This window comes from Schaalia turicensis (genome assembly GCF_019380255.1).
Classification (GTDB): Bacteria; Actinomycetota; Actinomycetes; order Actinomycetales; family Actinomycetaceae; genus Pauljensenia; species Pauljensenia turicensis_A.
On record NZ_CP048928.1, the window covers coordinates 1,816,480 to 1,842,256 of the forward strand.

Annotated in this window: 25 protein-coding genes, 4 pseudogenes and 1 riboswitch; of the genes and pseudogenes, 11 read left to right on the top strand and 18 right to left on the bottom strand. The window is 58.7% G+C overall.

Annotated elements, in window-relative coordinates; translation table 11 throughout:
• Positions 1-32: 32 nt before the first annotated feature.
• The 5 genes from G5S47_RS07945 to G5S47_RS07965 form a co-directional block, all read right to left on the bottom strand.
• Positions 33-638, bottom strand: coding sequence for an ECF transporter S component (locus G5S47_RS07945; protein WP_219585536.1), 606 nt, complete (start codon positions 636-638; stop codon positions 33-35).
• A gap of 32 nt (positions 639-670) precedes the next feature.
• Positions 671-783, bottom strand: a riboswitch (TPP riboswitch).
• Between the two features lie 125 nt (positions 784-908).
• Positions 909-2,357: an amino acid permease gene (locus G5S47_RS07950; RefSeq protein WP_219585892.1), complete on the bottom strand. Its 1,449-nt coding sequence runs from the start codon at positions 2,355-2,357 to the stop codon at positions 909-911.
• 345 nt (positions 2,358-2,702) lie between these two features.
• Complete coding sequence (locus G5S47_RS07955) at positions 2,703-3,176, bottom strand: SRPBCC family protein (protein WP_219585537.1); 474 nt, start codon at positions 3,174-3,176, stop codon at positions 2,703-2,705.
• 100 nt (positions 3,177-3,276) lie between these two features.
• Positions 3,277-3,849, bottom strand: coding sequence for a DUF2249 domain-containing protein (locus tag G5S47_RS07960; protein WP_373273788.1), 573 nt, complete (start codon positions 3,847-3,849; stop codon positions 3,277-3,279).
• A gap of 70 nt (positions 3,850-3,919) precedes the next feature.
• Positions 3,920-4,384, bottom strand: coding sequence for a RidA family protein (locus tag G5S47_RS07965; protein WP_219585538.1), 465 nt, complete (start codon positions 4,382-4,384; stop codon positions 3,920-3,922).
• Positions 4,385-4,770: 386 nt separating this feature from the next.
• Between G5S47_RS07965 and G5S47_RS07970 the strand changes: the two genes are divergently transcribed.
• From G5S47_RS07970 to G5S47_RS07985, 4 genes are read left to right on the top strand one after another with little or no spacing between them, the layout of a single operon-like run.
• On the top strand, positions 4,771-5,361 hold the full coding sequence (locus G5S47_RS07970) for a 2-oxoacid:acceptor oxidoreductase family protein (RefSeq protein WP_179370064.1): 591 nt from the start codon (positions 4,771-4,773) through the stop codon (positions 5,359-5,361).
• Positions 5,354-6,613, top strand: a complete 1,260-nt coding sequence (porA, locus tag G5S47_RS07975; protein ID WP_219585539.1) for a pyruvate ferredoxin oxidoreductase — start codon at positions 5,354-5,356, stop codon at positions 6,611-6,613. The genes G5S47_RS07970 and porA overlap by 8 nt, the downstream gene beginning before the upstream one ends.
• Before the next feature lie 12 nt (positions 6,614-6,625).
• Complete coding sequence (locus G5S47_RS07980) at positions 6,626-7,747, top strand: thiamine pyrophosphate-dependent enzyme (RefSeq protein WP_219585540.1); 1,122 nt, start codon at positions 6,626-6,628, stop codon at positions 7,745-7,747.
• Positions 7,707-9,389 carry an NAD(P)-binding protein gene (locus G5S47_RS07985; RefSeq protein ID WP_257878518.1) on the top strand — a complete coding sequence of 561 codons (1,683 nt, stop codon included), beginning with the start codon at positions 7,707-7,709 and terminating at the stop codon, positions 9,387-9,389. Before G5S47_RS07980 ends, G5S47_RS07985 begins: the two co-directional genes overlap by 41 nt.
• A gap of 373 nt (positions 9,390-9,762) precedes the next feature.
• Here G5S47_RS07985 and G5S47_RS07990 read toward each other — a convergent pair whose 3' ends face one another.
• Positions 9,763-10,527, bottom strand: a complete 765-nt coding sequence (locus G5S47_RS07990) for an IS6-like element IS6100 family transposase (RefSeq protein ID WP_001389365.1) — start codon at positions 10,525-10,527, stop codon at positions 9,763-9,765.
• A 28-nt stretch (positions 10,528-10,555) separates the two neighbouring features.
• On the opposite strand from G5S47_RS07990, the gene G5S47_RS07995 reads away from it, so the two are divergent.
• Entirely contained in the window at positions 10,556-10,858 is a 303-nt protein-coding gene (locus G5S47_RS07995) for a glutaredoxin domain-containing protein (RefSeq protein ID WP_219585542.1), read from the top strand.
• 29 nt (positions 10,859-10,887) lie between these two features.
• Here the strand turns inward: G5S47_RS07995 and G5S47_RS08000 are convergent.
• Together G5S47_RS08000 and G5S47_RS08005 are read right to left on the bottom strand one after the other, a co-directional pair.
• Positions 10,888-12,107 (bottom strand): annotated as a pseudogene (locus tag G5S47_RS08000) (IS30-like element IS1513 family transposase).
• 19 nt (positions 12,108-12,126) lie between these two features.
• Positions 12,127-12,291 (bottom strand): annotated as a pseudogene (locus G5S47_RS08005) (helix-turn-helix domain-containing protein); the annotation flags it as partial.
• 158 nt (positions 12,292-12,449) lie between these two features.
• On the opposite strand from G5S47_RS08005, the gene G5S47_RS08720 reads away from it, so the two are divergent.
• The 3 genes and pseudogenes from G5S47_RS08720 to G5S47_RS08020 form a co-directional block, all read left to right on the top strand.
• Entirely contained in the window at positions 12,450-12,503 is a 54-nt protein-coding gene (locus G5S47_RS08720; RefSeq protein ID WP_011113070.1) for a chloramphenicol resistance leader peptide, read from the top strand.
• Positions 12,504-12,524: 21 nt separating this feature from the next.
• Complete coding sequence (gene cmx, locus G5S47_RS08015; protein WP_005297378.1) at positions 12,525-13,700, top strand: chloramphenicol efflux MFS transporter Cmx; 1,176 nt, start codon at positions 12,525-12,527, stop codon at positions 13,698-13,700.
• Positions 13,700-13,798: pseudogene (locus G5S47_RS08020) on the top strand (IS481 family transposase); the annotation flags it as partial. The gene cmx and the pseudogene G5S47_RS08020, both read left to right, overlap by 1 nt.
• A 105-nt stretch (positions 13,799-13,903) precedes the next feature.
• On the opposite strand, the gene G5S47_RS08025 reads toward G5S47_RS08020, so the two are convergent.
• The 5 genes from G5S47_RS08025 to aph(3')-Ia all read right to left on the bottom strand — a co-directional run bounded on the left by G5S47_RS08025 (position 13,904) and on the right by aph(3')-Ia (position 17,659).
• Positions 13,904-14,740, bottom strand: a complete 837-nt coding sequence (locus G5S47_RS08025; RefSeq protein ID WP_000480968.1) for an aminoglycoside O-phosphotransferase APH(6)-Id — start codon at positions 14,738-14,740, stop codon at positions 13,904-13,906.
• A complete protein-coding gene (gene aph(3'')-Ib / locus G5S47_RS08030) occupies positions 14,740-15,543 on the bottom strand; it encodes an aminoglycoside O-phosphotransferase APH(3'')-Ib (protein ID WP_001082319.1) in 804 nt (267 codons plus the stop codon). Before aph(3'')-Ib ends, G5S47_RS08025 begins: the two co-directional genes overlap by 1 nt.
• A 65-nt stretch (positions 15,544-15,608) precedes the next feature.
• On the bottom strand, positions 15,609-15,977 hold the full coding sequence (locus tag G5S47_RS08035; RefSeq protein ID WP_012360778.1) for a recombinase family protein: 369 nt from the start codon (positions 15,975-15,977) through the stop codon (positions 15,609-15,611).
• Positions 15,978-15,982: 5 nt separating this feature from the next.
• Positions 15,983-16,687, bottom strand: coding sequence for an IS6-like element IS26 family transposase (locus G5S47_RS08040; protein ID WP_001067858.1), 705 nt, complete (start codon positions 16,685-16,687; stop codon positions 15,983-15,985).
• Positions 16,688-16,843: 156 nt separating this feature from the next.
• Positions 16,844-17,659, bottom strand: a complete 816-nt coding sequence (aph(3')-Ia, locus tag G5S47_RS08045; protein WP_000018326.1) for an aminoglycoside O-phosphotransferase APH(3')-Ia — start codon at positions 17,657-17,659, stop codon at positions 16,844-16,846.
• Between the two features lie 150 nt (positions 17,660-17,809).
• On the opposite strand from aph(3')-Ia, the gene G5S47_RS08050 reads away from it, so the two are divergent.
• The gene (locus G5S47_RS08050; RefSeq protein ID WP_001067858.1) at positions 17,810-18,514 is read left to right on the top strand and encodes an IS6-like element IS26 family transposase; all 705 of its coding nucleotides are present in this window, start codon (positions 17,810-17,812) and stop codon (positions 18,512-18,514) included.
• Here G5S47_RS08050 and G5S47_RS08055 read toward each other — a convergent pair.
• A complete protein-coding gene (locus G5S47_RS08055; protein WP_012360777.1) occupies positions 18,460-18,867 on the bottom strand; it encodes a recombinase family protein in 408 nt (135 codons plus the stop codon). The genes G5S47_RS08050 and G5S47_RS08055 overlap by 55 nt on opposite strands.
• 125 nt (positions 18,868-18,992) lie before the next feature.
• Between G5S47_RS08055 and G5S47_RS08060 the strand changes: the two genes are divergently transcribed.
• Complete coding sequence (locus G5S47_RS08060; RefSeq protein WP_011116984.1) at positions 18,993-21,878, top strand: Tn3 family transposase; 2,886 nt, start codon at positions 18,993-18,995, stop codon at positions 21,876-21,878.
• A 39-nt stretch (positions 21,879-21,917) separates the two neighbouring features.
• A pseudogene (locus G5S47_RS08065) lies at positions 21,918-22,808 on the top strand (IS481-like element IS5564 family transposase); the annotation flags it as partial.
• A gap of 150 nt (positions 22,809-22,958) precedes the next feature.
• On the opposite strand, the gene G5S47_RS08070 reads toward G5S47_RS08065, so the two are convergent.
• The 4 genes from G5S47_RS08070 to G5S47_RS08085 all read right to left on the bottom strand — a co-directional run bounded on the left by G5S47_RS08070 (position 22,959) and on the right by G5S47_RS08085 (position 25,562).
• Positions 22,959-23,321, bottom strand: coding sequence for a DoxX family protein (locus G5S47_RS08070; RefSeq protein ID WP_005292602.1), 363 nt, complete (start codon positions 23,319-23,321; stop codon positions 22,959-22,961).
• Complete coding sequence (locus G5S47_RS08075; RefSeq protein WP_005292598.1) at positions 23,318-23,893, bottom strand: TetR/AcrR family transcriptional regulator; 576 nt, start codon at positions 23,891-23,893, stop codon at positions 23,318-23,320. The genes G5S47_RS08070 and G5S47_RS08075 overlap by 4 nt, the downstream gene beginning before the upstream one ends.
• 62 nt (positions 23,894-23,955) lie before the next feature.
• Positions 23,956-24,345 (bottom strand): NUDIX hydrolase, encoded by a 390-nt coding sequence (locus tag G5S47_RS08080; protein ID WP_005292595.1) that lies wholly within the window; start codon positions 24,343-24,345, stop codon positions 23,956-23,958.
• 20 nt (positions 24,346-24,365) lie between these two features.
• Positions 24,366-25,562, bottom strand: a complete 1,197-nt coding sequence (locus G5S47_RS08085) for an Nramp family divalent metal transporter (protein ID WP_257878450.1) — start codon at positions 25,560-25,562, stop codon at positions 24,366-24,368.
• Positions 25,563-25,777: the final 215 nt, after the last annotated feature.

Here is a 25,777-nt window from a genome sequence, read left to right on the forward strand (position 1 = left end):
CTTCGCCAGCGGGTCCAGGCCTCGTCAATTCATCAGACGCGAGTCCGAACCTCGCGACCGGCCGCGAAACGATCCAGCGCGCCAGTCTGCGCAAGACCGCGAACCAGCAACCATGCCAGCAGGCCCGCAATCGCACCCGAAATGATCAGCGTGATGAAGTAAGTGATGTTGAAGCCGAAGGACTTCGCCATGTTGCCGAACGCCAGGAACTCAAGGATCCACGCGCCCACACCGGCACCGGCACCCGAAAGGGTGGCAATCGTCAGGCTGAAGCGACGGTAAACGAAGAGAGCGAAGATGATCTCGGCGCCCAGACCCTGAGCAAGACCCGAGTACAGCGTCGAAATACCCCACTGTGAACCCAGCGCAGCGGAAACCGAAGCAGCAATGACCTCAACCAGGGTTGCAGCACCCGGCTTGCGGACGATCAATCCACCAATCGGGCCACCGATCAGCCAAATACCGGTAATCAGACCACCGAAACCGGGGGTCACAGCATCCAGAACGTCGTAGCCCAAACCACCAACCTGGTTCCAGATCAGGAACAGCAAACCACATGCAACACCAAGAATCGCGGTGGTCACCATGTCAACGACGCGCCAATTCAGGCGGGGTGCGGATGCAACGTTGTCACTCATGCTGAAAAACTCCTCTCGTGTACAGCATGGTGCTCACGAGTAGGAAGCCTCCCTACGCCGGCATTATCCGGTTCAGGTTCGACGGTCGAAGGCACTTTGCCTTCCTCTCAACCCAGCACGCGTGCGGGTTCCCGTGGCACTGAAGTAAAGCCTAATCAGCGGATACACAGATTGCGAATTCAGGCGGTCGATATTTCAGAAAATGAAAGGACGTGCGATACGGAGATGCCGGATGTGCCGACAACAGGGGCGAGAAGTCGCGCCTGTGCGTCAAACATCGGCGACCGCGTGATCGAGGGCGCCTTCCTCTGCGCGCTTCAACATGCGATGGCGATTGATCAGCGCAACACCGACGATAAAGACGATCCACACGAGGGACGTGAACAATCCCTGACGCGTGTCCTCAAACAGGATGAGGACGGCGACCATCGCCAGCATGAAGATGAAGACGATCCACGCGGATGCTGCGCCCCACGGAGCCTTGAAGACGGAGGCTTCGTGGCGCTCAGGGTAGCGACGCAGGTAAATCAGGTACGAGACAATGATGACGACCCACACGCCCATGAACAGGGTTGCCGACATGGATGTGACCAGCGTGAACGCCGCGGAGATTGACCCGCCGGACGCCATGACGATAATGCCGGACAGCAGGCAGACACACGACAGGAACAGAGCGTTCTTCGGGACGTGACGCTGAGACAGGCGGGCAAAGATCTTGGGGGCGTCTCCGCGCGACGCCAGGCCGAACAGCATACGTGACGTTGAGTAGATGCCGGAGTTCGCCGACGATGCAGCAGAGGTCAGAACGACAATGTTCACGATCGTCGCGGCCGCCGCTAGGCCGGTCATGGAGAACATGGTGACGAACGGCGAGCGCTCGGGGTCAACCTGGTCCCACGGGGTCACCATCATGATCGCGGCGAGAGCCGCGACGTAGAACAGCATGATGCGCACGGGGATGGAGTTGATCGCCTTGGGCAGAGTCTTTTCCGGGTCGGCGGTTTCCGCGGTCGTCGTGCCGACCAGTTCGATGCCGACGAATGCGAAGAGAGCAATCTGGAAGCCACCCAAGAATCCGATGAAACCCTTCGGGAAAACACCGCCGTGCGACCAGAGGTTTGATACCGCAGCGGTCGTGCCAGCTTCGGAGGTGGTGTGCATGGCGACCATGATGAAACCAACGACGACCAGCGCAAGAATCGCAATGATCTTGACCAGCGCGAACCAGAATTCTGTTTCACCAAACGCCTTCACGGTCATCGCGTTCAGGGAGAACAGCAGGACTGTCGTAATGACAATCGGGATCCACGCGGGCGTTTGTGGCCACCAGAATCTGACGTATCCGGTGATGGCGATCACGTCGGCGACGCCGGTGACGACCCAGCACATCCAGTACGTCCAGCCGGTGACGAACCCGGCCCAGGGCCCGATGAGGTCGCGGGCGATGTCAGCGAACGTGTGATAGCGCGAGTCCGACAGAAGTAACTCACCCATCGCGCGCATGAACATGAACAGGATCGCGCCGATAATGATGTAGACCAGCAGGATCGAAGGGCCTGCTGTGGCGATCGTCTTGCCGGAGCCCATGAACAGGCCGGTGCCAATTGCGCCACCGATTGCGATGAGCTGGACGTGGCGGTTTTGCAGATTGCGTTGCAGGTGGCTACTTTCGCCGGTGTTGGCTCCTGCGCTAGGCGCAGGTGTTCCGGTCGCGCTCATGCCGTGACTACTCATCAGACTCCTTCCGCGTCGGCGATATCGCCGAGCGTGTGTGTCGGCGGTGATGACGCCGACACTACGGGTAAGCCGAGCACTGCTGCTGTGCAAGGTCCGTAATTCGCTAACAGTGCCCCAATAACTGTTTACGATACTTCACCTTCGCGTTACCTTTTCATGCGCGACACATGGCAAACGAGTCACGTCGCATTCACTCAACCGTGCCCCACCGGCGCAGATGTGCCGATTTACACGATCTTGCACCTTCGCGTTTTCTCTTCCTCAATCACGAGGCCGCCCACACCACAAAGTACCAGGGCTTGCAGTGTGGGCGGTCTGAAGAAAGGTTCAGGCTTCGAGGTGAGCTTTGATCGCATCAAGCGCTTCAGCCCACATCCCCGCTTCGTCATCCCACATTTGGCGGGCCTCGTCTTCATCGTCGCTGACTGACGAGAGGCCGGACTCTTCGATGTGAACGTTCACCGAGTCGCCCTCTTCAGAGAGGGAGATTTCGACGCGAGTCGCGTATTCGTCGGGGAGCTCATCGGATGCGATCGGATACCAGCGGAAGGCGACGACATCCATCGGATCCTCGTCTGCTTTTTCGACCAGCCACTCGCCCGCTTCAGGGTCAGTCACGTGGTAGATTCCCTCATCATCAAGGGTGACCTCGTGGTCGTCGACCGGACCGTCATTAACCCACCAGCCGGGTTCGCTGACAACTGCCCACACGTCTTCAACAGAGGTGGCAATTCCACAGTCAACTTCGACGCGGTCGAAGTCCTCTTCCGGGGTGTTCTCATCATCATCGAAGAAGTTCATACCTCAACGGTAACCGGAATCTTCCCACGTCACTAGATGAACGCGAATATGACTTTGGGGTGCGTCGCGGATCGCGACGCACCCCAAAGTGAGTGAATGATCAGGAAATACGCGTGACGCGGTAGCGCCAGTTTTCCGGGCCCGCTTCGATGGTCTCGACACGGTAGTGGGACTCGGAGCCCTGCAGGTGAGCAAACAGCGGGTCAGGCTGATGCGGAGCGCGGATCTGGATGTTTTCGCCTACCGGCAGAGAATCCATTGCCGCGAACAAGGCTGCACGACGAACGACCTTCGGGATCGAGTGAAGAACGAGTTCTTCAACGCCCGCACCATGGTCGCAGTGTCCGTGACCGTGATGGCCGTGTCCATGACCTCCGCGGCCATGTCCCTTACCACCGCAGCCACAACCGCCTTCCGGCTTTGCCTCTTCAGCCTTATGAGCGTGTCCACTGCAGCCACAACCGGACGTGGTTTCTTCAACGGGGACCTCGTGGCCGCGACCCTTGCCACCGCATCCTCCACCGTTTCCGTGACCGCCACAGCCGCAGCCACCTTCGGACTTCACGCCTTCGGTGCCGGTTCGCGCGTCAACGAGCTTGAATGTCTGATGGTTCTGCGAGGGCGCTGCCTCGGGCAGGGCGTCGGCCATTTTTCCTCCAAAAGCTTGAGTCATTCACTCGAAATATACCCTATGGGGGTACCCGTTCACTATAGGATTTCCGCGCCATTTCAGCGCGAGCAGATCAGTCTTCGCGGAGCGCGAATTCTGCTTCGACCTCGACGGATACGTTCAACGGCAAGGCCGCAACACCGAATGCAGAACGCGCGTGTGCGGTGCCGAAGATTTCACCGAATAGTTCAGACGCACCATTGATGACGCCGGCCTGGCCGTAGAAGTCAGGACGCGACGACACGAAGCCAACAACCTTGACGACACCTGCTAGGTTGTCGACGCCACCCGCCAACGTCGCGGCTGCCGCGAGCGCATTGAGCGCGCAGACGCGCGCGGCATCCTTGGCATCTTCGGGGTCAGTTGCATCCTCACCGACTGCACCGATGCAAACGGGTTCACCGTCAACAACGGGGATCTGACCCGAGGTCCGGATAACACCGCGGTCGAGGACGGCTGGCACGTATGCGGCAACAGGAGTTACGACGGGCGGAAGTTCCAGGCCAAGTTCGGCAAGTTTTTCAGATGGCAGGCTCATGACTGTCCTTTCAGTTTTCGCTGATCATATTCGTCGCAGGCGCCTGCCCGCTCCTTAGTGTCGAGCAGCGCCGATTTCCTTCCAGGTTAGGCGTCTTTGCCATCGTCCGCGACCGCGCGAGGACGATCGTCACTGCGAGGACACCAATGTTCACTCCAAGGAATGTGGCGACAAGGTCGGCACGCTGTGGAGGACATAGGGTTCACATAGACATTAAGGCCAATTGATGTGATGTGACACCACTCATCATTTTACGACACTTCGGTTGCACGTTTTTATGTCGCCCGCCACTAACAATCTCACCTTTCGACACGTATAAACAGCGCTATTACGCGACTTTTTCAGGGCTCACACAAATTGTTGACAATCAACCTACGGTCGAAGACATGGTTGAAGTGAGAATCCACGGCCGAGGAGGACAGGGAGTCGTCACGGCATCCGACCTGTTAGCAATGGCTGCTTTTACAGACGGACACCACACGCAAGCTTTCCCGTCCTTCGGTTCAGAACGTACTGGCGCACCCGTTGTGTCCTTCTGCAGGATCACCGACAAGGAGATTCGTACGCGCGAGCCGGTGCTCGAGCCTGACGTCATCGTCGTTCAGGATCCGACGCTGTTGTCGGTGATGGACGTGTTCGCCGGCTTGAAGCCTGAAGGCTACGTGCTTTTAAACTCGACAAAATCATTTGAAGAGCTCGGTCTGATGGACCTCGTGAATTCTTTGCCTAAGGGGCATGCGATCACGATCCCCGCATTCGACATTGCCCGCGAACACGTGGGCAGGCCGCTTCCGAACGCGGTCATGCTCGGCGGAGTCGCGGCACTGACCGGCTTGATTGCCCTGGATTCCGTCACCGACGCAATCCGCAAGCGATTCCCCGGCAAGGTTGGCGAAGCAAACGTTAACGCCGCGACCGCTGCATACGACCAGGTGAACGCTGAGCGCGCAAACACGAAGGAGGGCGCTGATGCGTGAACAAATCGAAGGATCGCAGGCAATCGCAAAGGCTGTCGCAGCTTGCTCGCCCGAAGTGATCGCTGCCTACCCGATCAGTCCACAAACGCACATCGTCGAGGCCCTCTCCGCGCTGGTGAAGAAGGGCAACCTGACGGGATGCGAGTACCTGAACGTTGAGTCCGAGTTCGGCGCAATGAGCGCCTGCATCGGTGCTTCCGCCGTTGGCGCACGCACCTACACGGCAACCGCATCGCAGGGCCTGCTGTTCATGGTCGAAGCGGTGTACAACGCTGCCGGCCTTGGCCTGCCAATCGTCATGACCGTCGCAAACCGCGCAATCGGTGCTCCGATCAACATTTGGAACGACCACACGGACGCGATGAGCCAACGCGATTCCGGTTGGCTACAGCTCTATGCCGAAACGAACCAAGAGGCTGCTGACCTGCACATTCAGGCGTTCCGTATCGCCGAAGAGCTCTCCATCCCGGTCATGGTCTGCATGGATGGCTTCATCCTGACCCACGCGATGGAGATCGTGGATGTTCCCGAAGCAGAGCAGGTCAAGAGGTTCCTGCCCGACTATGAACCGCGTCAGGTCCTCGATCCGGCACATCCGGTATCGATCGGTGCAATGGTCGGTCCCGAGGCCTACACCGAGGTGCGCTACCTCGCTCACCATCGCCAGATGCGGGCGCTGGAACTCATCCCGCAGGTCCAAAAGGAATTCGCCGAAATCTTCGGACGTGATTCGGGCGGTCTGGTTCGCCCCTACCGTTTGGATGAGGCCGAGACGATCATCGTGTCAATGGGCTCCGTGCTGGGCACCATCAAGGAAGTCGTCGATGAACGCCGCGAGCGCGGCGAAAAGATCGGCGTTCTGGGCATCACGAGTTTCCGCCCATTCCCGATCGACGCGGTGCGCGAGGCCCTGAAGAACGCCAAGCGTTTCGTAAACATCGAGAAAGCCTTCTCCGTTGGTATCGGTGGCATAGTGTCGTCGCACTGCCGTTCAGCCGTGCGCGGGATGGGCATCGACAACTACGAGGTCATCGCTGGCCTGGGTGGTCGCCCGATCACGAAGGCATCACTCCACTCGATGCTGGACGACTTGGAAGCGGGCAGGCTACCCGCGCAGACGTTCTTGGATCTGGATCACGAGCTGGTGGACGCCGAGCTCGCACGCGAGAACGCCACACGCCGAAGCGGCCCGACCGCAGAGAACATCATGCGTGATTCGAAGGCCCGCACCGACGCGGCTCTAGGGAATTGAGAGGGATAACTGATGGCTGTTGAACTTGGCATTCCCGGTGTTGGCGCGACGCAGATCCCTGCTCGCGAACACGTGAAGTTTTATCAGGTTGGCTCCTACGCGGTGGGCAACCGACTTGCTGGTGAGGACTACCGTTCGGTTCAGTCCGATCCGAATCGTCTCAATACGCTGACGTCTGGCCACCGCGCCTGTCAGGGGTGTGGCGAGGCACTGGGTGCTCGCTACGCGCTTGATACGGCGGCGGCTGCAGCTCACGGTGACCTTGTCACGGTGAACGCAACCGGGTGCCTCGAGGTTTTCTCAACCCCCTACCCCGAGTCGGCCTGGACCCTACCGTGGCTGCACTCCCTGTTCGGTAATGCTCCTGCCGTTGCGGCAGGCGCTGCCGCTGGCTTGCGAGCCAAGGGCAAGCAGACTCGAGTCATCGCTCAGGGCGGTGACGGTGGCACGGTCGATATCGGCATGGGTTGCCTGTCGGGCATGTTCGAACGTAACGACGACGTCCTCTACATCTGCTACGACAACGAGGCGTACATGAACACAGGCGTTCAGCGTTCCGGCGCGACCCCGCCGACCGCCCGCACGGCCACGACCCAGCCGGTCGGCAAGCACCCCGGCAACCGTTTCGGTCAGGGCAAAGACATGGCTCGCATCGCCATGGCACACGAGATTCCCTACGTTGCCACGGCCACGGTCGCTGACCTTCGCGACCTGGAATACAAAGTCAACAAGGCGATGAGCTACCACGGTGCCCGCTACATTCATGTCCTCGTCCCCTGCCCACTCGGCTGGGGCGCGGCCTCGAATATCACCGTGAAACTCGCACGACTGGCAACGCAAACGGGACTCTTCCCCGTCTTCGAAGCAGAGGGTGGCGAAATCACGTCGGTAACAAAAATCCGCCGTCCCGCTCCCGTCGAAGAGTACCTGCGCCCGCAACGTCGCTTTGCCCACCTGTTCAAGGGCGGGGGCGATCCTGAAACTCTGGCACGCCTGCAGGCGATTGCTGACCGAAATATCCGTCGCTACGGCTTGATCGACGCAGATCAGCTAGACGAAGACGTTCTCGACCGCGTCCTGCGCGCACCCGAAGATCCCGAGGGTCGCTTCGCAGACGACGAGACCGCCAAGTAAGGAAGAGGACCACACAATGACGATGGAAACTCAGCCCTTCGCGATCACACTGAATGTGGGGTCGTCGCTGGCAAACGAAACCGGTTCATGGCGCACTGAACGCCCCGTGTACGTTAACCTTCTTCCTCCGTGTAACGTCGCATGCCCCGCTGGCGAGAACATTCAGCAGTGGCTCTACCACGCTGAAGAAGGCGACTACGAGGGCGCATGGCGTGAAATCATGGTCAACAACCCGCTACCGGCAACGATGGGTCGCGTCTGCTACCACCCGTGCCAGACCGCATGCAACCGTGTGCAGGTCGACGAGGCCGTTGGTATTAACGCGATCGAGCGCTTCCTTGGCGACAAGGCAATCGCTGAAGGGTGGACGGTTCCGGTGACCGCTCCCGATTCGGGGAAGTCCGTGCTGATCGTTGGCGCCGGCCCCTCCGGTTTGTCGGCTGCCTACCATCTGCGCATGGCTGGCCACCGCGTGCATATCAAGGAAGCGGGCCCGATGGCCGGTGGCATGATGCGTTTCGGTATCCCGTCCTACCGGTTGCCTCGTCACATCCTCGAAGCGGAAATCAAGCGCATCGAAGACATGGGCGTCACTTTCGAGTTCAATGCGAAGGTGGAGAACATTGACGACGAGGTCGGCAACTGGGACGCGATCTTTTTGGCTGTCGGCGCTCACATCGGTAAGCGCGCCTACATTCCCGCCGGTGAATCGGCGAAGATCATGGATGCCGTCTCGGTTCTTGAAGACGTCGAAACTGGTGAGAAGCCGATGCTCGGCCGTCGAGTCGTCGTCTACGGTGGTGGCAACACGGCTGTCGACGTTGCCCGCACGGCGAAGCGCTTGGGTGCCAGCGAGGCAATCATCGTCTACCGCCGTACCCGCGACCGCATGCCCGCTCACGACATGGAAGTTGCCGAGGCCGAGGAAGAGGGCATCATGATGCGCTGGCTCTCGACCGTGAAGCATGTTGACGACGAGAAGCTGACGATCGAGAAGATGGAGCTGGACGAAAGTGGCTTCCCTCAGCCGACCGGCGAGTTCGAGGAACTCGGCGCCGATTCGCTGATCATGGCTCTGGGCCAGGAGGCGGATCTGTCGCTGATTGAAAATGCGGCCGACATCGAAATCAAAGATGGTGTCGTCACCGTTAACGATCAGATGATGACCGGCATCCAGGGCGTTTTCGCTGGTGGCGACATGGTTCCTTCCGAGCGCACGGTCACGGTCGCGATCGGCCACGGCAAGAAGGCATCGCGCTACATTGACGCCTATCTACGAGGCGCCACATACACGCCGACCAAAAAGCCTGGCGATGCATCCTTGAGCCGCATGACCACTTGGTACTACTCGGACGCGCCACACCAGGTGCGCGAAAAGCTTGAAGGGCCTCGTCGCGCCTCCACGTTCGACGAGGTCGTTCAGGGTCTGGATGAAGAATCAGCCGTCTTCGAGGCACGTCGTTGCATGTCGTGTGGCAACTGCTTCGGATGCGACAACTGCTTCGGCGTCTGCCCGGACAATGCGATCACGAAAATCAAGCCCGGCACGTACGAGTTCAAGTACGACTACTGCAAGGGTTGCGGTGTGTGTGCTGAAGAATGCCCATGTGGCGCGATCTCAATGGTGCCTGAGCAGGTATAACACTGCGATCCATACCGTTTGGTCACCGCTTGTCATCGGCTAACAGTCATTGTTTTCCACTCCCCTTCCAATAGTTGCCATTTCTTTCCAAGAGGAGAACTCAAGGGGGAAATGCCTGACACAACACTGGGGGCGCGCCTATGGCGCGCCCCCAGTGCATGGAGAACAACCACTCATGAAAGGAGCCTTCAATGACGCCACCCGTTTCCCGTGGGCGATCTGCCTCTTGAAAAGAGCGATTGAGAAGATCCCCCCAATCACCCTAGAAACGGATGAAACCATTTTCGAGATCGGCGATGACCACCGATATAAAAATTCTGGCTCTGTTGCAAAGATTGGCGGCAGTCAGAGGTAGGCTGTCGCTCTGCGCCGATCAGGCGGCTGCTGCGAAATGGTGGTTGAGCATGCCCATGGCCTCCGTCAGCGCCGAGGGCCCAATGCCAAAAGCTCTCTCCACAAGGCGCACCTCGCCCCTGATGCCGGGCTGCAGGCACCAGGGGCGAGCCTGTCCTTTGCGCAGGGCTCGCATGACTTCGAATCCCTTGATCGTGGCATAGGCCGTGGGGATCGATTTGAAACCGCGCACCGGCTTGATCAGTATCTTGAGCTTTCCGTGATCGGCCTCGATCACGTTATTGAGATACTTCACCTGCCGGTGGGCCGTCTCCCGGTCCAGCTTTCCTTCGCGCTTCAATTCGGTGATCGCTGCACCATAGCTCGGCGCTTTGTCGGTATTGAGCGTGGCAGGCTTTTCCCAGTGCTTCAGGCCTCGCAGGGCCTTGCCCAGGAACCGCTTCGCTGCCTTGGCGCTGCGGGTCGGCGACAGGTAGAAATCGATCGTGTCGCCCCGCTTGTCGACTGCCCGGTACAGGTAGGTCCACTTGCCCCGCACCTTGACGTAGGTTTCATCCAGGCGCCAGCTCGGATCAAAGCCACGCCGCCAGAACCAGCGCAGCCGCTTCTCCATCTCCGGGGCGTAGCACTGGACCCAGCGATAGATCGTCGTATGGTCGACCGAAATGCCGCGTTCCGCCAGCATTTCCTCAAGGTCGCGATAGCTGATCGGATAGCGACAATACCAGCGCACCGCCCACAGGATCACATCACCCTGGAAATGGCGCCACTTGAAATCCGTCATCGTTCCGTCCGTCCAATCTCCGCCAAGCATGCTCAAGCTTCACGATTTTTGCAACAGAGCCATTTACACGACACCGAACTGCATGGGCTGCGCCGCTACGAAACGACAGTTCGACAAAATGGGCGTGGACTACCTCGTGATCGACCTGAGCGAACGACCCGATCTCGTCGAAAACTTCAAGGCACAAGGACTCGCCCAAGCCCCCATCGTCCAAACATCAACCGACACCTGGAGCGGCATGAGGCCCGACAAAATCAAACAAGTCGGCCGCGACTATCAAAGCAGGACCCGCACCAACAACACCGGCACTACATCCGGCCACGAACGCTAACGAAAAGGTTCTTAAGGACGGGGGCGGAATCAAGCGGTGGATGCGCCACGCTTGAATAGTTCGTTAAGTATTTCACGTGGGGTTGCGCCGCCGAGGATTTGTCGGGGTGTTTCGTTGAGCTCATTTTGCACCCACGCGACATGTTCGGGTGTGACGGTGGCAAAGTCGGTGCCCTTTTTGTAGAACCTGCGCCTGATCTCGCCGTTGGTGTTCTCGTTGGTTGGTCTCTGCCACGGTGAGCGCGGTTCACAGAAAAACACCTGGCAGCCGTCTTTAATCTGGACTTGTGCTGTGACAGCCATTTCTGCGCCTTGGTCCCATGTGATGGTCTTTAGCTGCTCGGTGTTGAGGTCTTTGACCATGTCCTGCAGGGTTGCGACCACGGTGTGTGAACTGTGCTCATCGGGAAGGTGTCCAAGCAGGGTGTAACGGCTGGTGCGCTCTACTAGGGTAATCAGCGCGCTTTTGCCACCTTTACCAATAACAAGGTCGCCCTCCCAGTGCCCGGGAATAGCCCTGTCATCAGCTTCCGGGCTGCGGTGGGTGATCTCAGCACCTTTGATCCAAGGGCGACCGGTTAACACGCCAGCGTTTCGGGCACGACGCTTGCGTGTTGAGCCGCCGCGGATAAGTACGTCTTTAGTCTTCATGACTTCTTCAAGCTCGGCTCGCAGGCTGCCTTTGCCTTGAATGTATAAGGCACTGTAGATCGCTTCGTGGGAAATACGCATGCTTTCATCATCGCTGAAAGCATGCTCAAGCCATGCACTAATGCGCCCAGGTGACCACCTGCGGGCAAGGCAATCGACTACTACACCCCGAAGCGTTGGGCTTTCATCGAGCTTGCGTAGTTTTGGCCGCACCATCCGACCAGCAGTAGAAACAGCAGCGTTGTGGGCGTTATACCGCAGCTGCTCTGTGCCGTCCTCATCGACGATCTTCCAACCATTACGGGTGATTTCACGAGCGACGACACTGTGGTGCCTATTTATTTTCTGCGCGATGGCTCGTGCCGAATCACCGACACGACATCCCGCTTCAATAGCAACACGGTCTTCAACAGTAAGCCTGCGACCACGCCCTACTAAGGCGTGTTTGTCGAATACGCCGCTAGGAAATCCATCAACGGCTTGAGTTTTCATCGGTGCTGGCATAACAGAATCTTTACCCAGCTTCTTGCCTGTATCTGGCAAAGACACCACCGCCTCATCAGGCGTTCGACGATGTCGCTGCCGGCGTAACTTCGCATACCGCTGCTTCCTTATCCACCCATACACGGTAGAAGGATGCACACCGATAGCATCAGCCACTGTCTGACAGCTCTCACCAGCAAGCACTCGCTCCACGGCCTGGGCACGTTTATCAGGTGACAAGTGGGCGCGTCTAGGTGTGATGTCCAGGGACGTTGTTCTGGCCCCCGCCCGTAATGACACCGTGCCGATTCAAGAAGTATCTGTCCAGACCGCTTGCCATTGAAGGCATGTTAGAGTTTGGGGCATGTCGAGTCCCGAATCAGACAGGTCAGGGGTTGTCGGTCACACCGCCAGCCCCTTGAACCACTAGTTACGACGCCCACGATCTGTGTGGGCGTATGTCTGGCGTACCCGGGGCGCTGGCCGTGGTGACAAGAAGAACCATTTCTTGATCTCACACCTCGGAGTACTCGATGCCTTTTGCCCTCTACATGCTTGCCCTGGCGGTCTTCGTCATGGGCACTTCAGAATTCATGCTCGCGGGATTGCTCCCCGCGATCGCGACCGAACTTGACGTCTCGGTCGGCACTGCGGGCCTGCTGACCTCCGCATTCGCAGTCGGTATGGTCGTCGGCGCGCCAGTGATGGCGGCATTCGCTCGCCGTTGGCCACCGCGGCTCACATTGATCGTTTGCCTTCTCGTGTTCGCGGGAAGCCACGTCATCGGAGCGATGACACCAGTGTTCTCTCTCCTGCTCATCACCCGGGTGCTCAGCGCTCTCGCAAACGCAGGATTCCTCGCCGTAGCACTGAGCACGGCCACTACCCTCGTGCCAGCGAACCAGAAGGGGCGTGCACTGTCGATCCTGCTCTCCGGCACGACGATCGCAACCGTCGTGGGCGTCCCCGCCGGGGCACTGCTCGGCACAGCGCTGGGCTGGCGAACGACGTTCTGGGCGATCGCCATCCTCTGTATTCCCGCGGCCGTTGGAGTCATTCGTGGCGTCACGAACAATGTTGGTCGGAGCGAGACTAGCGCGACCTCACCAAGGCTCCGTGTCGAGCTCAGCCAGTTGGCGACGCCGCGGCTCATCCTGGCCATGGCACTCGGAGCGCTGATCAACGGAGGGACCTTTGCGGCATTCACCTTCCTGGCACCCATCGTGACCGAGACCGCGGGCTTGGCCGAAGCGTGGGTGTCCGTCGCGCTGGTGATGTTCGGCATCGGATCGTTCCTTGGCGTCACGATCGCAGGACGACTATCAGATCAACGACCTGGCCTCGTGCTCGCAGTCGGCGGACCGCTATTGCTGACAGGCTGGATCGTGTTGGCAGTGGTCGCATCTCATCCCGTTGCGCTTATCGTCCTCGTCCTCGTTCAGGGATTCCTGTCGTTCGGCGTCGGCAGTACTCTGATCACGCGTGTGCTGTATGCAGCATCGGGTGCGCCAACGATGGGCGGTTCGTACGCAACCGCAGCATTGAATATCGGAGCTGCAGCGGGGCCCGTGCTTGGTGCGCTCGGGCTCGCGACCGGGCTGGGGCTGCTCGCGCCGGTTTGGGTCGCTTCGGTGCTGACAGCGATCGCTCTCGTCATCATGCTTCTCACCAGACGCGCGCTTACGAAGACCGCGGCGGAGGCCAATTGATGACCCATCCGAACGCTCTTCTCACTCCTCGTGCCCGTCTCCGGTTAGCTCGGCTGATTGTCGAAGACGGCTATCCGGCCACGATCGCCGCAAAGATGGGGTCGTTTGCGGGAGAGGGCGAAATCCTACGCTAAGGCTTTGGCCAACGATATTCTCCGGTAAGATTGATGTGTTCCCAGGGGATAGGAGAAGTCGCTTGATATCTAGTATGACGTCTGTCGCACCTGCTTGATCGCGGCCGCGATAGCTAGATCGCGTTGCTCCTCTTCTCCATCCGCGTTCCAAGCTGCGGAAAGGCACCCATAAGCGTACGCCTGGTCGAGCAGGCGACGCGGATCGACGTCCAGCGCACGAGAGAATGCGTCCGCCATCTGTGCAATGCGTCTAGGATCGAGACAAAGGTCGTCTCTGTCAGCCGGATCGTAGAACATATTGGCGGCGCCAAAGCCCACTTCACCGACCAGACCGACGGGATCTATCACCAGCCAGCCGCGACTGGAGAACATGATGTTTTCATGATGCAGATCGCCATGTAGCCCACGCAGTTCCGAGGCATTGCTCATCATTTGATCGGCTATAATCGCCGCGTGGACGTAGTCAGTTTGACAACCTGCGTTTTGATCATCGCGCGCCCGCTGAAACAAAGCTGCAAAGCGATCCCGGATCGGGAGAAGGGCAGAAGGCAGGGGTTCCTCAGATGCGGCATACAGCTTCGCCATTAGTTCCGCTGCAATTTCGGTCGCCTGGTAGTCGCCGTGCTCGGCAACGATGTGAGAGAGCATTCGCTCCCCGGCATATTCGAGCAACATCAGATTGTTCTCACGACCGAGCAACCGGACTGCTCCCCTCCCATTGCGCCATACCAGATAGTCGGCCCCGCGCAGTTCATCAGCAATGTCTTCTATAGGTTTCAATCCCTTGACGATTGCAGGAGTCCCGTCTGGCAATGAAACTTTCCAAACGAGGCTGGAAAAGGTGTCCGCAATGAGAACAGGTTGCGAAACGTGCCAATGAGCAGGAAAAACAGGCGGCATGAACATCAACCCCAAGTCAGAGGGTCCAATCGCAGATAGAAGGCAAGGCGTTCGCGGTCGGGGGCTTCGATCCCCAATACATTGAATAGGACAGCGAAGGCGCGCTCTGCTTCATCTGGCGCTGCCCAGTTCTCTTCGGCGTTAGCAATCATGAGTGCCAAATCGGCATAGCGATCTGCTGTTCCGAGCCGCCCAAGGTCGATCAGACCCGTGCATTGAAGAGTTTTAGGGTCCACCATGAAGTTCGGCATGCAGGGATCACCATGGCAAACAACCATATCGGTGCGCTCTTGGTCGAGCCGCACCGGTAGCTCTCGTTCGACACGAGCCAAAAGATCGAGCTGCGGCGTACTCTTGTCCTCGTCCGGTAAGAAGTCGGGATTGACGGCATTGCGGGACACCACATCAACGGCGCGTCCGAACATTCGCGACAGCCTGCGCTCAAACGGACATTGATCAACCGATAGGCTGTGAACAGCGCCAAGTTGCTGCCCCATTGACGGCCACGCTTTGAGCAAATCCGCTCCAGACAGATCAGCCGCCGGTACTCCCGGAATTGCCGTTATCACCAAGCATGCACCCTCCTGTTCCTCCTGCCAGTTGATCACCTCGGGGCAAGCCACACCTCGACCTTTGAGCCAAATGAGGCGGTCACGCTCTCCAGCGAGCTCACCGCGGCGGGAAGCAGGTGCGATTTTCGCGAAGGCATGCCCGTCACCACGTCGAAAAACAAAATCACCAGATTCTCCGCCTCTGACAGGCAACCAGTCAGAATGCGATTCACCAAAAAAAATATTAGTTCGATTCAATGGAGGTTCCTTCAGTTTTCTGATGAAGCGCGGAGGTGGCTCAACCTGCGAAAAGAAACGAGTTGCTACGTAAGTCCGAGAACATGCTTTCCATGGTCTCTGAGCTCGCCTTTGGGACCGACATATCGGTAGAGAGTGACGCGCTCGATGCCGAGTTCCTTGCAGAGATCGGAAACTGAAGTATCGCGCTGGGCCATGGCGGCTTGCGCGAGACGCACCTGAGCTTTGGTGAGCGCGAATTTTCGTCCGCCCTTGCGACCGCGCGCTCTCGCGGAGGCGAGACCCGCCATGGTGCGCTCTCGGATCAGATCCCGCTCGAACTCGGCCAAGGTGGCGAAGATTCCGAACACCATGCGACCGGACGCAGTCGTGGTGTCGATCTGAGCGGGCACTGTTGCAAAGTTAGCGATGAGGCAGCCTTTTGTCTTATTCAAAGGCCTTACATTTCAAAAACTCTGCTTACCAGGCGCATTTCGCCCAGGGGATCACCATAATAAAATGCTGAGGCCTGGCCTTTGCGTAGTGCACGCATCACCTCAATACCTTTGATGGTGGCGTAAGCCGTCTTCATGGATTTAAATCCCAGCGTGGCGTTGATTATCCGTTTCAGTTTGCCATGATCGCATTCAATCACGTTGTTCCGGTACTTAATCTGTCGGTGTTCAACGTCAGACGGGCACCGGCCTTCGCGTTTGAGCAGAGCAAGCGCGCGACCATAGGCGGGCGCTTTATCCGTGTTGATGAATCGTGGGATCTGCCACTTCTTCACGTTGTTGAGGATTTTACCCAGAAACCGGTATGCAGCTTTGCTGTTACGACGGGAGGAGAGATAAAAATCGACAGTGCGGCCCCGGCTGTCGACGGCCCGGTACAGATACGCCCAGCGGCCATTGACCTTCACGTAGGTTTCATCCATGTGCCACGGGCAAAGATCGGAAGGGTTACGCCAGTACCAGCGCAGCCGTTTTTCCATTTCAGGCGCATAACGCTGAACCCAGCGGTAAATCGTGGAGTGATCGACATTCACTCCGCGTTCAGCCAGCATCTCCTGCAGCTCACGGTAACTGATGCCGTATTTGCAGTACCAGCGTACGGCCCACAGAATGATGTCACGCTGAAAATGCCGGCCTTTGAATGGGTTCATGTGCAGCTCCATCAGCAAAAGGGGATGATAAGTTTATCACCACCGACTATTTGCAACAGTGCCCCGTCCGGATACTGCCAGATATCGGCGTCCAGGGAGATGTCCTGAAGCGCGGTGTCCGGAATTTCAGGTTTGTGTCTCTACAAAGACTAACTATCAGAAAAACTCATCGAGCATCAAATGAAACTGCAATTTATTCATATCAGGATTATCAATACCATATTTTTGAAAAAGCCGTTTCTGTAATGAAGGAGAAAACTCACCGAGGCAGTTCCATAGGATGGCAAGATCCTGGTATCGGTCTGCGATTCCGACTCGTCCAACATCAATACAACCTATTAATTTCCCCTCGTCAAAAATAAGGTTATCAAGTGAGAAATCACCATGAGTGACGACTGAATCCGGTGAGAATGGCAAAAGCTTATGCATTTCTTTCCAGACTTGTTCAACAGGCCAGCCATTACGCTCGTCATCAAAATCACTAGCATCAACCAAACCGTTATTCATTCGTGATTGCGCCTGAGCGAGACGAAATACGCGATCGCTGTTAAAAGGACAATTACAAACAGGAATCGAATGCAACCGGCGCAGGAACACTGCCAGCGCATCAACAATATTTTCACCTGAATCAGGATATTCTTCTAATACCTGGAATGCTGTTTTCCCGGGGATCGCAGTGGTGAGTAACCATGCATCATCAGGAGTACGGATAAAATGCTTGATGGTCGGAAGAGGCATAAATGCCGTCAGCCAGTTTAGTCTGACCATCTCATCTGTAACATCATTGGCAACGCTACCTTTGCCATGTTTCAGAAACAACTCTGGCGCATTGGGCTTCCCATACAATCGATAGATTGTCGCACCTGATTGCCCGACATTATCGCGAGCCCATCTATACCCATATAAATCAGCATCCAGGTTGGAATTTAATCGCGGCCTCGAGCAAGACGTTTCCCGTTGAATATGGCTCATAACACCCCTTGTATTACTGTTTATGTAAGCAGACAGTTTTATTGTTCATGATGATATATTTTTATCTTGTGCAATATAACATGGGTTGGCACTGTTGCAAATAGTCGGTGGTGATAAACTTATCATCCCCTTTTGCTGATGGAGCTGCACATGAACCCATTCAAAGGCCGGCATTTTCAGCGTGACATCATTCTGTGGGCCGTACGCTGGTACTGCAAATACGGCATCAGTTACCGTGAGCTGCAGGAGATGCTGGCTGAACGCGGAGTGAATGTCGATCACTCCACGATTTACCGCTGGGTTCAGCGTTATGCGCCTGAAATGGAAAAACGGCTGCGCTGGTACTGGCGTAACCCTTCCGATCTTTGCCCGTGGCACATGGATGAAACCTACGTGAAGGTCAATGGCCGCTGGGCGTATCTGTACCGGGCCGTCGACAGCCGGGGCCGCACTGTCGATTTTTATCTCTCCTCCCGTCGTAACAGCAAAGCTGCATACCGGTTTCTGGGTAAAATCCTCAACAACGTGAAGAAGTGGCAGATCCCACGATTCATCAACACGGATAAAGCGCCCGCCTATGGTCGCGCGCTTGCTCTGCTCAAACGCGAAGGCCGGTGCCCGTCTGACGTTGAACACCGACAGATTAAGTACCGGAACAACGTGATTGAATGCGATCATGGCAAACTGAAACGGATAATCAACGCCACGCTGGGATTTAAATCCATGAAGACGGCTTACGCCACCATCAAAGGTATTGAGGTGATGCGTGCACTACGCAAAGGCCAGGCCTCAGCATTTTATTATGGTGATCCCCTGGGCGAAATGCGCCTGGTAAGCAGAGTTTTTGAAATGTAAGGCCTTTGAATAAGACAAAAGGCTGCCTCATCGCTAACTTTGCAACAGTGCCTCTGAGCGCCCTTTCCAGTCAGAACCCGCAGGCCGATCTTGCGGTCTGACAGCTCCTTCACCGTGTTGACCAGATGGGCAAGCGATCGTCCGAGGCGATCGAGCTTCCAGACCACCAGCACATCGCCGTCACGCAATGACTTGAGGCAGGCAGTCAAGCCAGGGCGATCATCACGACCGCCGGAAGCAAGATCATCATAGATATTGTCCCGTTCGACACCTGCGGCGCGCAAGGCGTCGTGCTGCAGGTCGAGAGACTGCGAGCCATCGGCTTTGGAGACGCGGGCATATCCGATCAGCATGTATCACAAACGTTGGTTTGAGGCGGCGCTTCGGCCACGATTGCATTGACCTCTGGAAATGTATCTCAACCAGCTTCATAAACAAAGCGTCTTGAACGCTATCAGATTTTGAAAAAGGAACATGTATGCCGCGTCGCGTCACTCTAACCGATCGGCAGAAAGACGCGCTGTTGCGCTTGCCGACTTCACAGACGGATTTGCTCAAGCACTATACGCTGAGTGATGAAGACTTTGGGCATATCAGGCTGCGTCGGCGCGCTCACAACAGGTTCGGCTTCGCCCTGCAATTGTGTGTCCTGCGCTATCCCGGCCGGGTGCTGGCTCCAGGCGAACTGATCCCTGCAGAGGTCATCGAATTTATCGGAGCGCAGCTTGGCCTGGGTGCCGACGATCTCGTAGACTATGCTGCCCGCGAGGAAACACGGCACGAGCATCTTGCCGAGTTACGGGGGCTCTACGGCTTCCGCACCTTCTCCGGACGTGGTGCGAGCGAGCTGAAGGAATGGTTGTTCCGAGAAGCCGAGATGGCGGTGTCGAACGAGGATATCGCCCGTCGCTTCGTAGCCGAGTGCCGACGCACCCGCACTGTCCTTCCCGCGACATCCACGATCGAGCGGCTTTGTGCCGCGGCTCTCGTCGATGCCGAGCGACGCATCGAGACGAGGATCGCCAGTCGGCTGCCTATGTCGATCCGAGAACAGTTGCTGGCATTGCTCGAGGAGACGGCTGATGATCGGGTGACCCGTTTTGTGTGGCTGCGCCAGTTCGAGCCTGGCTCGAACTCTTCGTCGGCCAACCGGCTGCTCGACCGGCTCGAATATCTGCAACGCGTCGATCTCCCCGAGGATCTGCTTGCCGGCGTTCCTGCCCATCGGGTGACTCGTCTGCGCAGGCAGGGTGAACGGTATTATGCCGACGGCATGCGCGATCTCCCGGAGGACAGGCGGCTTGCGATCTTGGCTGTTTGCGTCTCGGAATGGCAGGCGATGTTGGCCGACGCAGTGGTCGAAACCCACGACCGGATCGTCGGCCGTCTCTACCGTGCTTCGGAGCGTATTTGCCATGCAAAGGTCGCAGACGAAGCGGGGGTGGTGCGTGACACCCTGAAATCCTTCGCCGAGATCGGGGGCGCCCTGGTCGATGCACAGGATGATGGCCAGCCGCTGGGCGATGTCATCGCGAGTGGGTCAGGGTGGGACGGCTTAAAAACCCTTGTTGCAATGGCAACCAGGCTGACCGCCACCATGGCCGACGATCCGCTCAATCATGTGCTCGACGGTTATCACCGCTTCCGCCGATACGCTCCACGCATGTTGCGCCTGCTCGATCTGCGAGCTGCGCCCGTTGCACTGCCGCTTCTGGAAGCGGTGACGGCCCTTCGTACCGGTTTGAACGATGCCGCGATGACCAGCTTCTTGCGGCCCAGCTCGAAATGGCATCGCCACCTTCGGGCCCAGAGGGCTGGCGACGCTCGCCTATGGGAGATCGCGGTGCTGTTCCATCTGCGCGATGCGTTCCGCTCCGGAGATGTCTGGCTTACTAGGTCCCGGCGCTATGGCGATCTGAAACACGCACTCGTTCCGGCACAAGCCATCGCGGAAGGCGGTCGTCTCGCTGTGCCATTGCGGCCGGAGGAATGGCTGGCAGACCGGCAAGCTCGCCTCGACATGCGGTTGCGCGAGCTTGGCCGTGCCGCTCGCGCAGGCACGATCCCGGGCGGGTCGATTGAAAACGGCGTTCTGCATATCGAGAAACTCGAAGCCGCCGCGCCGACAGGCGCCGAAGATCTGGTGCTCGATCTCTACAAGCAGATCCCGCCCACGCGCATCACCGATCTCCTGCTGGAGGTGGATGCGGCGACCGGCTTCACCGAAGCGTTCACCCATCTGCGCACAGGAGCACCCTGCGCTGACCGGATCGGGCTAATGAACGTTATCTTGGCGGAAGGGATCAACCTCGGCTTGCGCAAAATGGCGGATGCGACAAACACCCACACCTTCTGGGAATTGATCCGCATTGGACGGTGGCATGTCGAGGGCGAAGCCTATGACCGGGCGCTGGCCATGGTGGTCGAGGCACAGGCAGCGTTACCCATGGCCCGGTTCTGGGGCATGGGCACGTCGGCTTCGAGCGACGGACAGTTCTTCGTCGCTACAGAGCAAGGTGAGGCCATGAACCTGGTCAACGCGAAATATGGCAATACCCCGGGCCTGAAAGCCTATAGCCACGTCTCCGACCAATATGCGCCGTTCGCAACCCAGGTGATTCCTGCAACGGCAAGCGAAGCGCCTTACATCCTCGATGGCCTGCTGATGAACGATGCTGGACGCCATATCCGCGAGCAGTTCACCGACACGGGCGGCTTCACCGATCACGTCTTTGCCGCATGTGCCATTCTCGGCTACCGGTTCGCTCCGCGCATCCGCGACCTGCCATCCAAACGGCTCTACGCGTTCAATCCGTCGGCCGCCCCGGCGCACCTGCGAGCGTTGATCGGCGGAAAGGTCAACCAAGCCATGATCGAGCGCAATTGGCCCGACATCCTGCGCATCGCCGCCACCATTGCTGCCGGGACCGTCGCGCCAAGCCAGATTCTGCGGAAACTCGCCTCCTATCCGCGGCAGAACGAGCTCGCGACAGCCCTGCGGGAAGTCGGTCGCGTCGAGCGCACCCTGTTCATGATCGACTGGATTCTGGATGCCGAACTCCAACGGCGTGCCCAGATCGGGCTCAACAAAGGCGAAGCTCATCATGCGCTGAAGCGGGCAATCAGCTTCCACCGCCGCGGTGAAATCCGCGACCGTTCCGCCGAAGGCCAGCATTACCGCATCGCCGGCATGAATCTGCTCGCCGCCATCATCATCTTCTGGAACACCATGAAGCTCGGCGAGGTCGTTGCAAACCAGAAACGCGATGGAAAGCTGCTATCGCCCGATCTCTTGGCCCATGTTTCGCCGCTCGGATGGGAACACATCAATCTCACCGGAGAATATCGCTGGCCAAAGCCTTAGCGTAGGATTCCGCCCCCTCCCGCAAACGACCCCAAGATGTTCATGGTCTCCCCGATCACTGCCCGGAAATGGGCAGGCCGCTACCGGGAAGAGGGTGAGTTTGGGATGCAGGATCGCTCCAGCAAGCCGCACCGGATCCCAGGCAGGACGCCCGAGCATGTCAAGAAGAAGATCATCAACCTGCGCTGGCGGCTTCGACTGGGGCCAGCCCAGATCGCTGCGCGACTTGGTCTCTCGACGTCGACTGTTCACGCGGTCCTCGTCCGTTGCCGCGTGAACCGCCTCTCGCATATCGATCGTGTCACTGGCGAGCCATTGCGGCGATATGAGCATCCTCATCCGGGATCGTTGATTCATGTCGATGTCACGAAGTTCGGCAACATCCCCGACGGCGGTGGACATCGTTACGTAGGTCGGCAGCAAGGCGCACGGAACAAGCTCGCGACTCCGGGATTACCACGAGGAAAAGATCACAAGCCGCGCACCGGGACGGCGTTCGTTCACACAGTCATCGACGACCACTCCCGCGTCGCATACGCAGAAATCTGGTCGGATGAGCAGGCGAGCACAGCGGTGGGAGTTCTCGAACGCGCCGTGGCCTGGTTCGCCGAACGAGGCGTGACCGTCGAGCGAGTCCTATCCGACAACGGGTCGGCATACAGATCCCACGCATGGAGGGACTTCTGCGCTCGGCTCGGCATCCGACACAAGCGGACACGCCCCTACCGGCCGCAGACGAACGGGAAGATCGAGCGATTCCACCGCACGCTCGGGGACGGCTGGGCCTATGCCAGGTTTTACGGTTCAGAGGCCGAACGACGCCTGGCGCTGCCCGGCTGGCTCCACTTCTACAACCACCACCGACACCACTCTGCGATTGGCGGCGTACCCTTCGACCGACTCAACAACGTCCCTGGACATCACATCTAGGCCGCACTTCGATTACACCAGCTTTCTTTAACCTGCTGTGAAGCAAGCCAGTCGATATTCCAACAGTCTGTGCTGAAAGCATCAAGTCATCATTCAAGAGGTGCAATGATGTATCTGCCTTCAGGAAGCCGTGAAAGGTTGACTGGTGTCTTAATTCAGTGCGAGCGTCAGGATCAGTACTCCGATGGAGAATGCGAGCATGCCTAAGCAGTTGATCCAGAATGCGCTACCGAGGAAGTGGGCGCGGACATGGGCTGCTGCGGCCGCGCAGAAATAGGCGATGACTCCAATCATGGCTGTGATTCCTACGCCGGGGAACCAGAGGCCGGCAATGAGTCCTACGGCGGCGAGGCACTTGATGACAATGAGCGCCCACCACCAGTCCTTGGGGAGTTTGACGCCGCTGAGGCAGGCTTCGATGAAGGGGACTGGTTTGAGGGAGAGGGCGGCGTCGCCAAGCAGAATGGCTGCTAGTAGAAGGGAGGGCCAGGCTGGGGAAGATTCTAGGATCATTGGGTTACTCCGAATGCGGTGTTGAGGCGTTCGATCGATGAGGCGGCTTGGGATGTGAGGTGCTCGGTGTCGTAGATTCCGGCGGCCCAGCCGATGAGTAAGCCGAGGTAGACGTTGTACAGCAGGTCGGCGTACTCGGCCGCATCGGCGCTGCTGAGCCTGGTGCCGAGTCGCAGGGTGATTTCATCGGTCAGGAGCGTTTTGAGTGCGGTGAGCGCTTCGCCTTGATTGCCTTGTTGGATGAGTGCTGCGCCAAAGGCGCGGGAGAGCTCTTCGTGGCCGGTAAACATCTGGAGGAAAGGTCTCAGGACATCGAGAAGGCTATCGGATTGTCCCCGGATGTCATCGTGGAGTTCTGAAATGTGTTGGCCAATGGTGCGGATGAGCAGCGTTTGTTTGTCGCCGACTCCCATGACGGTTCCCACGCTAACGCCAGCTTCGGATGCGATAGTCCGGATGCTGGTGGTGGCGTAGCCCTGAGTGAGGAAGAGTTCGTAGGCGGTGGCTAGGACCTTGCTGACGGTGCCAGCTTTGGCGGCCGAGCGCGATGAGTGAACGTGTTCAGTGAACATGTTCAAAAGGGTAGCTCTTGATGGTTTCGAGGTCAATGACGCCGAAGTGTTGACAGTTGGCGCTAGGCCAGCGTGGGGAAGACGCGGTCGCGCAGCAGGTGTGCAAGCTCGCGGTCGGGGGCTGCTGGGTTGACCCAGGCGGTGTCGCCGATTTCGGCGGCGGCATGGGGTTCGTCGGCGGTGACGGTGCGGGTGTAGGTGAAGATGGTGCCGACGACGACCTCGCCCGGTTCGTTGGCGGCGGGAGCGTCGAAGGTGCCGAGTTTGTTGAGGCTCTCGGCGTCGAGGGTGAGGCCTACTTCTTCGGCAACTTCGCGCAGGGCGGCGTCGACAAGCGCCTCGCCCGCCTCGGGCTTGCCGCCGGGCAGTTGGTACTTGGTGGAAGACTTCTTGCGCACGGTAAGCACGTGGCCTTGTGGGTTGCGGATGACGACGGCTGCTACTTCAATCATGGCTGCTGATTGTAGGCGGCCTAGAGCAGCGGCAGGAGCACGAGGGCGAGATTGAGTGCGATGACCAGCGCGGCAAGCGTCCAGCCCACGGCCATAGACCAGGGTTTCGCGGCGAACTCACCCATGACGTCCCGGGAGCCGGCATAGCGGAAAAGCGGGATGATGGCGAAGGGGATGCCCAGGGAAAGAAGTGCCTGGCTGACCACCAGTGCCATAGTGGGGTCGACCCCGCAGCCGATGATGACCAGCGCCGGGATGAGCGTGACCAGGCGGCGGACTAGTAGGGGGACCTTGATGTGAAGCAGGCCGTCCATGATTTCGGAGCCGGCGTAGGCGCCCACTGACGTCGAGGCGAGGCCGCTGGCCAGCAGGCCGATGGCGAAGAGAACGCCGGCCAGCGGGCCGAGGTGGCTGGCAATCGCCGTGTGGGCCCCGGAGATGGTCTCTGTGCCGTCCACGCCGTAGAGGGCCGAGCCCGCCAGGACCAGCAGGCCCACGTTGACGAGCCCGGCGATGGACAGCGCCACGGCGATGTCCGCGCGGGTGCCGGCCAGCACGTGGGGGATTTCCAGGTCGGGGTAGCGCTGCTTGGTCAGGGAGGAGTGTAGGTAAATGGCGTGCGGCATGACGGTGGCGCCCAACATGGAGGCGGCCAGCAGGATGCTGTCCTTGCCCTCTAGGCGGGGGATGAGGCCGCCGGCCACGTCGGCGGGGTCGGGCGGGGCGATGGCGAGGCCGGCAAGGAAGCCGATGCAGATGACCAGGAGCAGGCCGATGACAAGCCCCTCGAACCACTGGTTCTTCTTCTGGAAGATGAGGAGAATGATGGAGACCGCGCCGATGATGAGCGCGCCCGCGAACAGGGGGAGGTTGAAGAGGAGTTGCAGGGCAATGGCGCCGCCGATGACTTCGGCGAGGTCGGTGGCCGCGGCGATGAGCTCGGCCTGGGCCCACATGCCTAGGCGCGCGCGGCGGGAGAGACGCTCGCCCATGATTTCCGGCAGGGAGCGGTGGGTGACTAGGCCCAGTTTGGCGGAGTGGTACTGGATGAACATGGCCATGAGGTTGGCCACGACGAGTACCCACACCAGGAGGTAGCCGTAGTGGGAGCCGGCGCTGATGTTGGCGGCTACGTTGCCGGGGTCGACGTAAGCCACTGCAGCAACGAAGGCGGGGCCGGTGAGGCTGATTAAGGTCTTACGAATAGGCATCTCCATACCAAAAGTTCAACTACTTGAAGTCTAGTTTTCATCGCCATATGTTCAAGCCAGGGGGCGGCCCACTTCAAAGCATTGGGAAAGTGACCACGGTTCGGCACCCAGGACCGGCCGCACATCACCCTGAAAGTCTCCATGGCTAACTGAACCACCACGGGACTCTTCGGCAGTCTTCTTCGACGGCAAGCACCGCGCATGCGGTGCGCGCCAGCACG

Excerpts from the sequence above, each read along its gene's own strand:
- G5S47_RS08055 (WP_012360777.1), bottom strand. The coding sequence starts at position 18,867 with ATGCTGATCGGATATGCCCGCGTCTCCAAAGCCGATGGCTCGCAGTCT.
- G5S47_RS07960 (WP_373273788.1), bottom strand. The coding sequence starts at position 3,849 with ATGACTCAAGCTTTTGGAGGAAAAATGGCCGACGCCCTGCCCGAGGCA.
- G5S47_RS08040 (WP_001067858.1), bottom strand. The coding sequence starts at position 16,687 with ATGAACCCATTCAAAGGCCGGCATTTTCAGCGTGACATCATTCTGTGG.
- G5S47_RS07945 (WP_219585536.1), bottom strand. The coding sequence starts at position 638 with ATGAGTGACAACGTTGCATCCGCACCCCGCCTGAATTGGCGCGTCGTT.
- G5S47_RS07990 (WP_001389365.1), bottom strand. The coding sequence starts at position 10,527 with ATGACGGATTTCAAGTGGCGCCATTTCCAGGGTGATGTGATCCTGTGG.
- G5S47_RS07950 (WP_219585892.1), bottom strand. The coding sequence starts at position 2,357 with ATGAGCGCGACCGGAACACCTGCGCCTAGCGCAGGAGCCAACACCGGC.
- G5S47_RS07970 (WP_179370064.1), top strand. The coding sequence starts at position 4,771 with ATGGTTGAAGTGAGAATCCACGGCCGAGGAGGACAGGGAGTCGTCACG.
- G5S47_RS07980 (WP_219585540.1), top strand. The coding sequence starts at position 6,626 with ATGGCTGTTGAACTTGGCATTCCCGGTGTTGGCGCGACGCAGATCCCT.
- G5S47_RS08085 (WP_257878450.1), bottom strand. The coding sequence starts at position 25,562 with ATGGAGATGCCTATTCGTAAGACCTTAATCAGCCTCACCGGCCCCGCC.
- cmx (WP_005297378.1), top strand. The coding sequence starts at position 12,525 with ATGCCTTTTGCCCTCTACATGCTTGCCCTGGCGGTCTTCGTCATGGGC.
- G5S47_RS07965 (WP_219585538.1), bottom strand. The coding sequence starts at position 4,384 with ATGAGCCTGCCATCTGAAAAACTTGCCGAACTTGGCCTGGAACTTCCG.
- G5S47_RS08050 (WP_001067858.1), top strand. The coding sequence starts at position 17,810 with ATGAACCCATTCAAAGGCCGGCATTTTCAGCGTGACATCATTCTGTGG.
- G5S47_RS08060 (WP_011116984.1), top strand. The coding sequence starts at position 18,993 with ATGCCGCGTCGCGTCACTCTAACCGATCGGCAGAAAGACGCGCTGTTG.
- porA (WP_219585539.1), top strand. The coding sequence starts at position 5,354 with ATGCGTGAACAAATCGAAGGATCGCAGGCAATCGCAAAGGCTGTCGCA.
- G5S47_RS08080 (WP_005292595.1), bottom strand. The coding sequence starts at position 24,345 with ATGATTGAAGTAGCAGCCGTCGTCATCCGCAACCCACAAGGCCACGTG.
- G5S47_RS07995 (WP_219585542.1), top strand. The coding sequence starts at position 10,556 with ATGCTCAAGCTTCACGATTTTTGCAACAGAGCCATTTACACGACACCG.
- G5S47_RS08025 (WP_000480968.1), bottom strand. The coding sequence starts at position 14,740 with ATGTTCATGCCGCCTGTTTTTCCTGCTCATTGGCACGTTTCGCAACCT.
- G5S47_RS07955 (WP_219585537.1), bottom strand. The coding sequence starts at position 3,176 with ATGAACTTCTTCGATGATGATGAGAACACCCCGGAAGAGGACTTCGAC.
- G5S47_RS08070 (WP_005292602.1), bottom strand. The coding sequence starts at position 23,321 with ATGATCCTAGAATCTTCCCCAGCCTGGCCCTCCCTTCTACTAGCAGCC.
- G5S47_RS08075 (WP_005292598.1), bottom strand. The coding sequence starts at position 23,893 with ATGTTCACTGAACACGTTCACTCATCGCGCTCGGCCGCCAAAGCTGGC.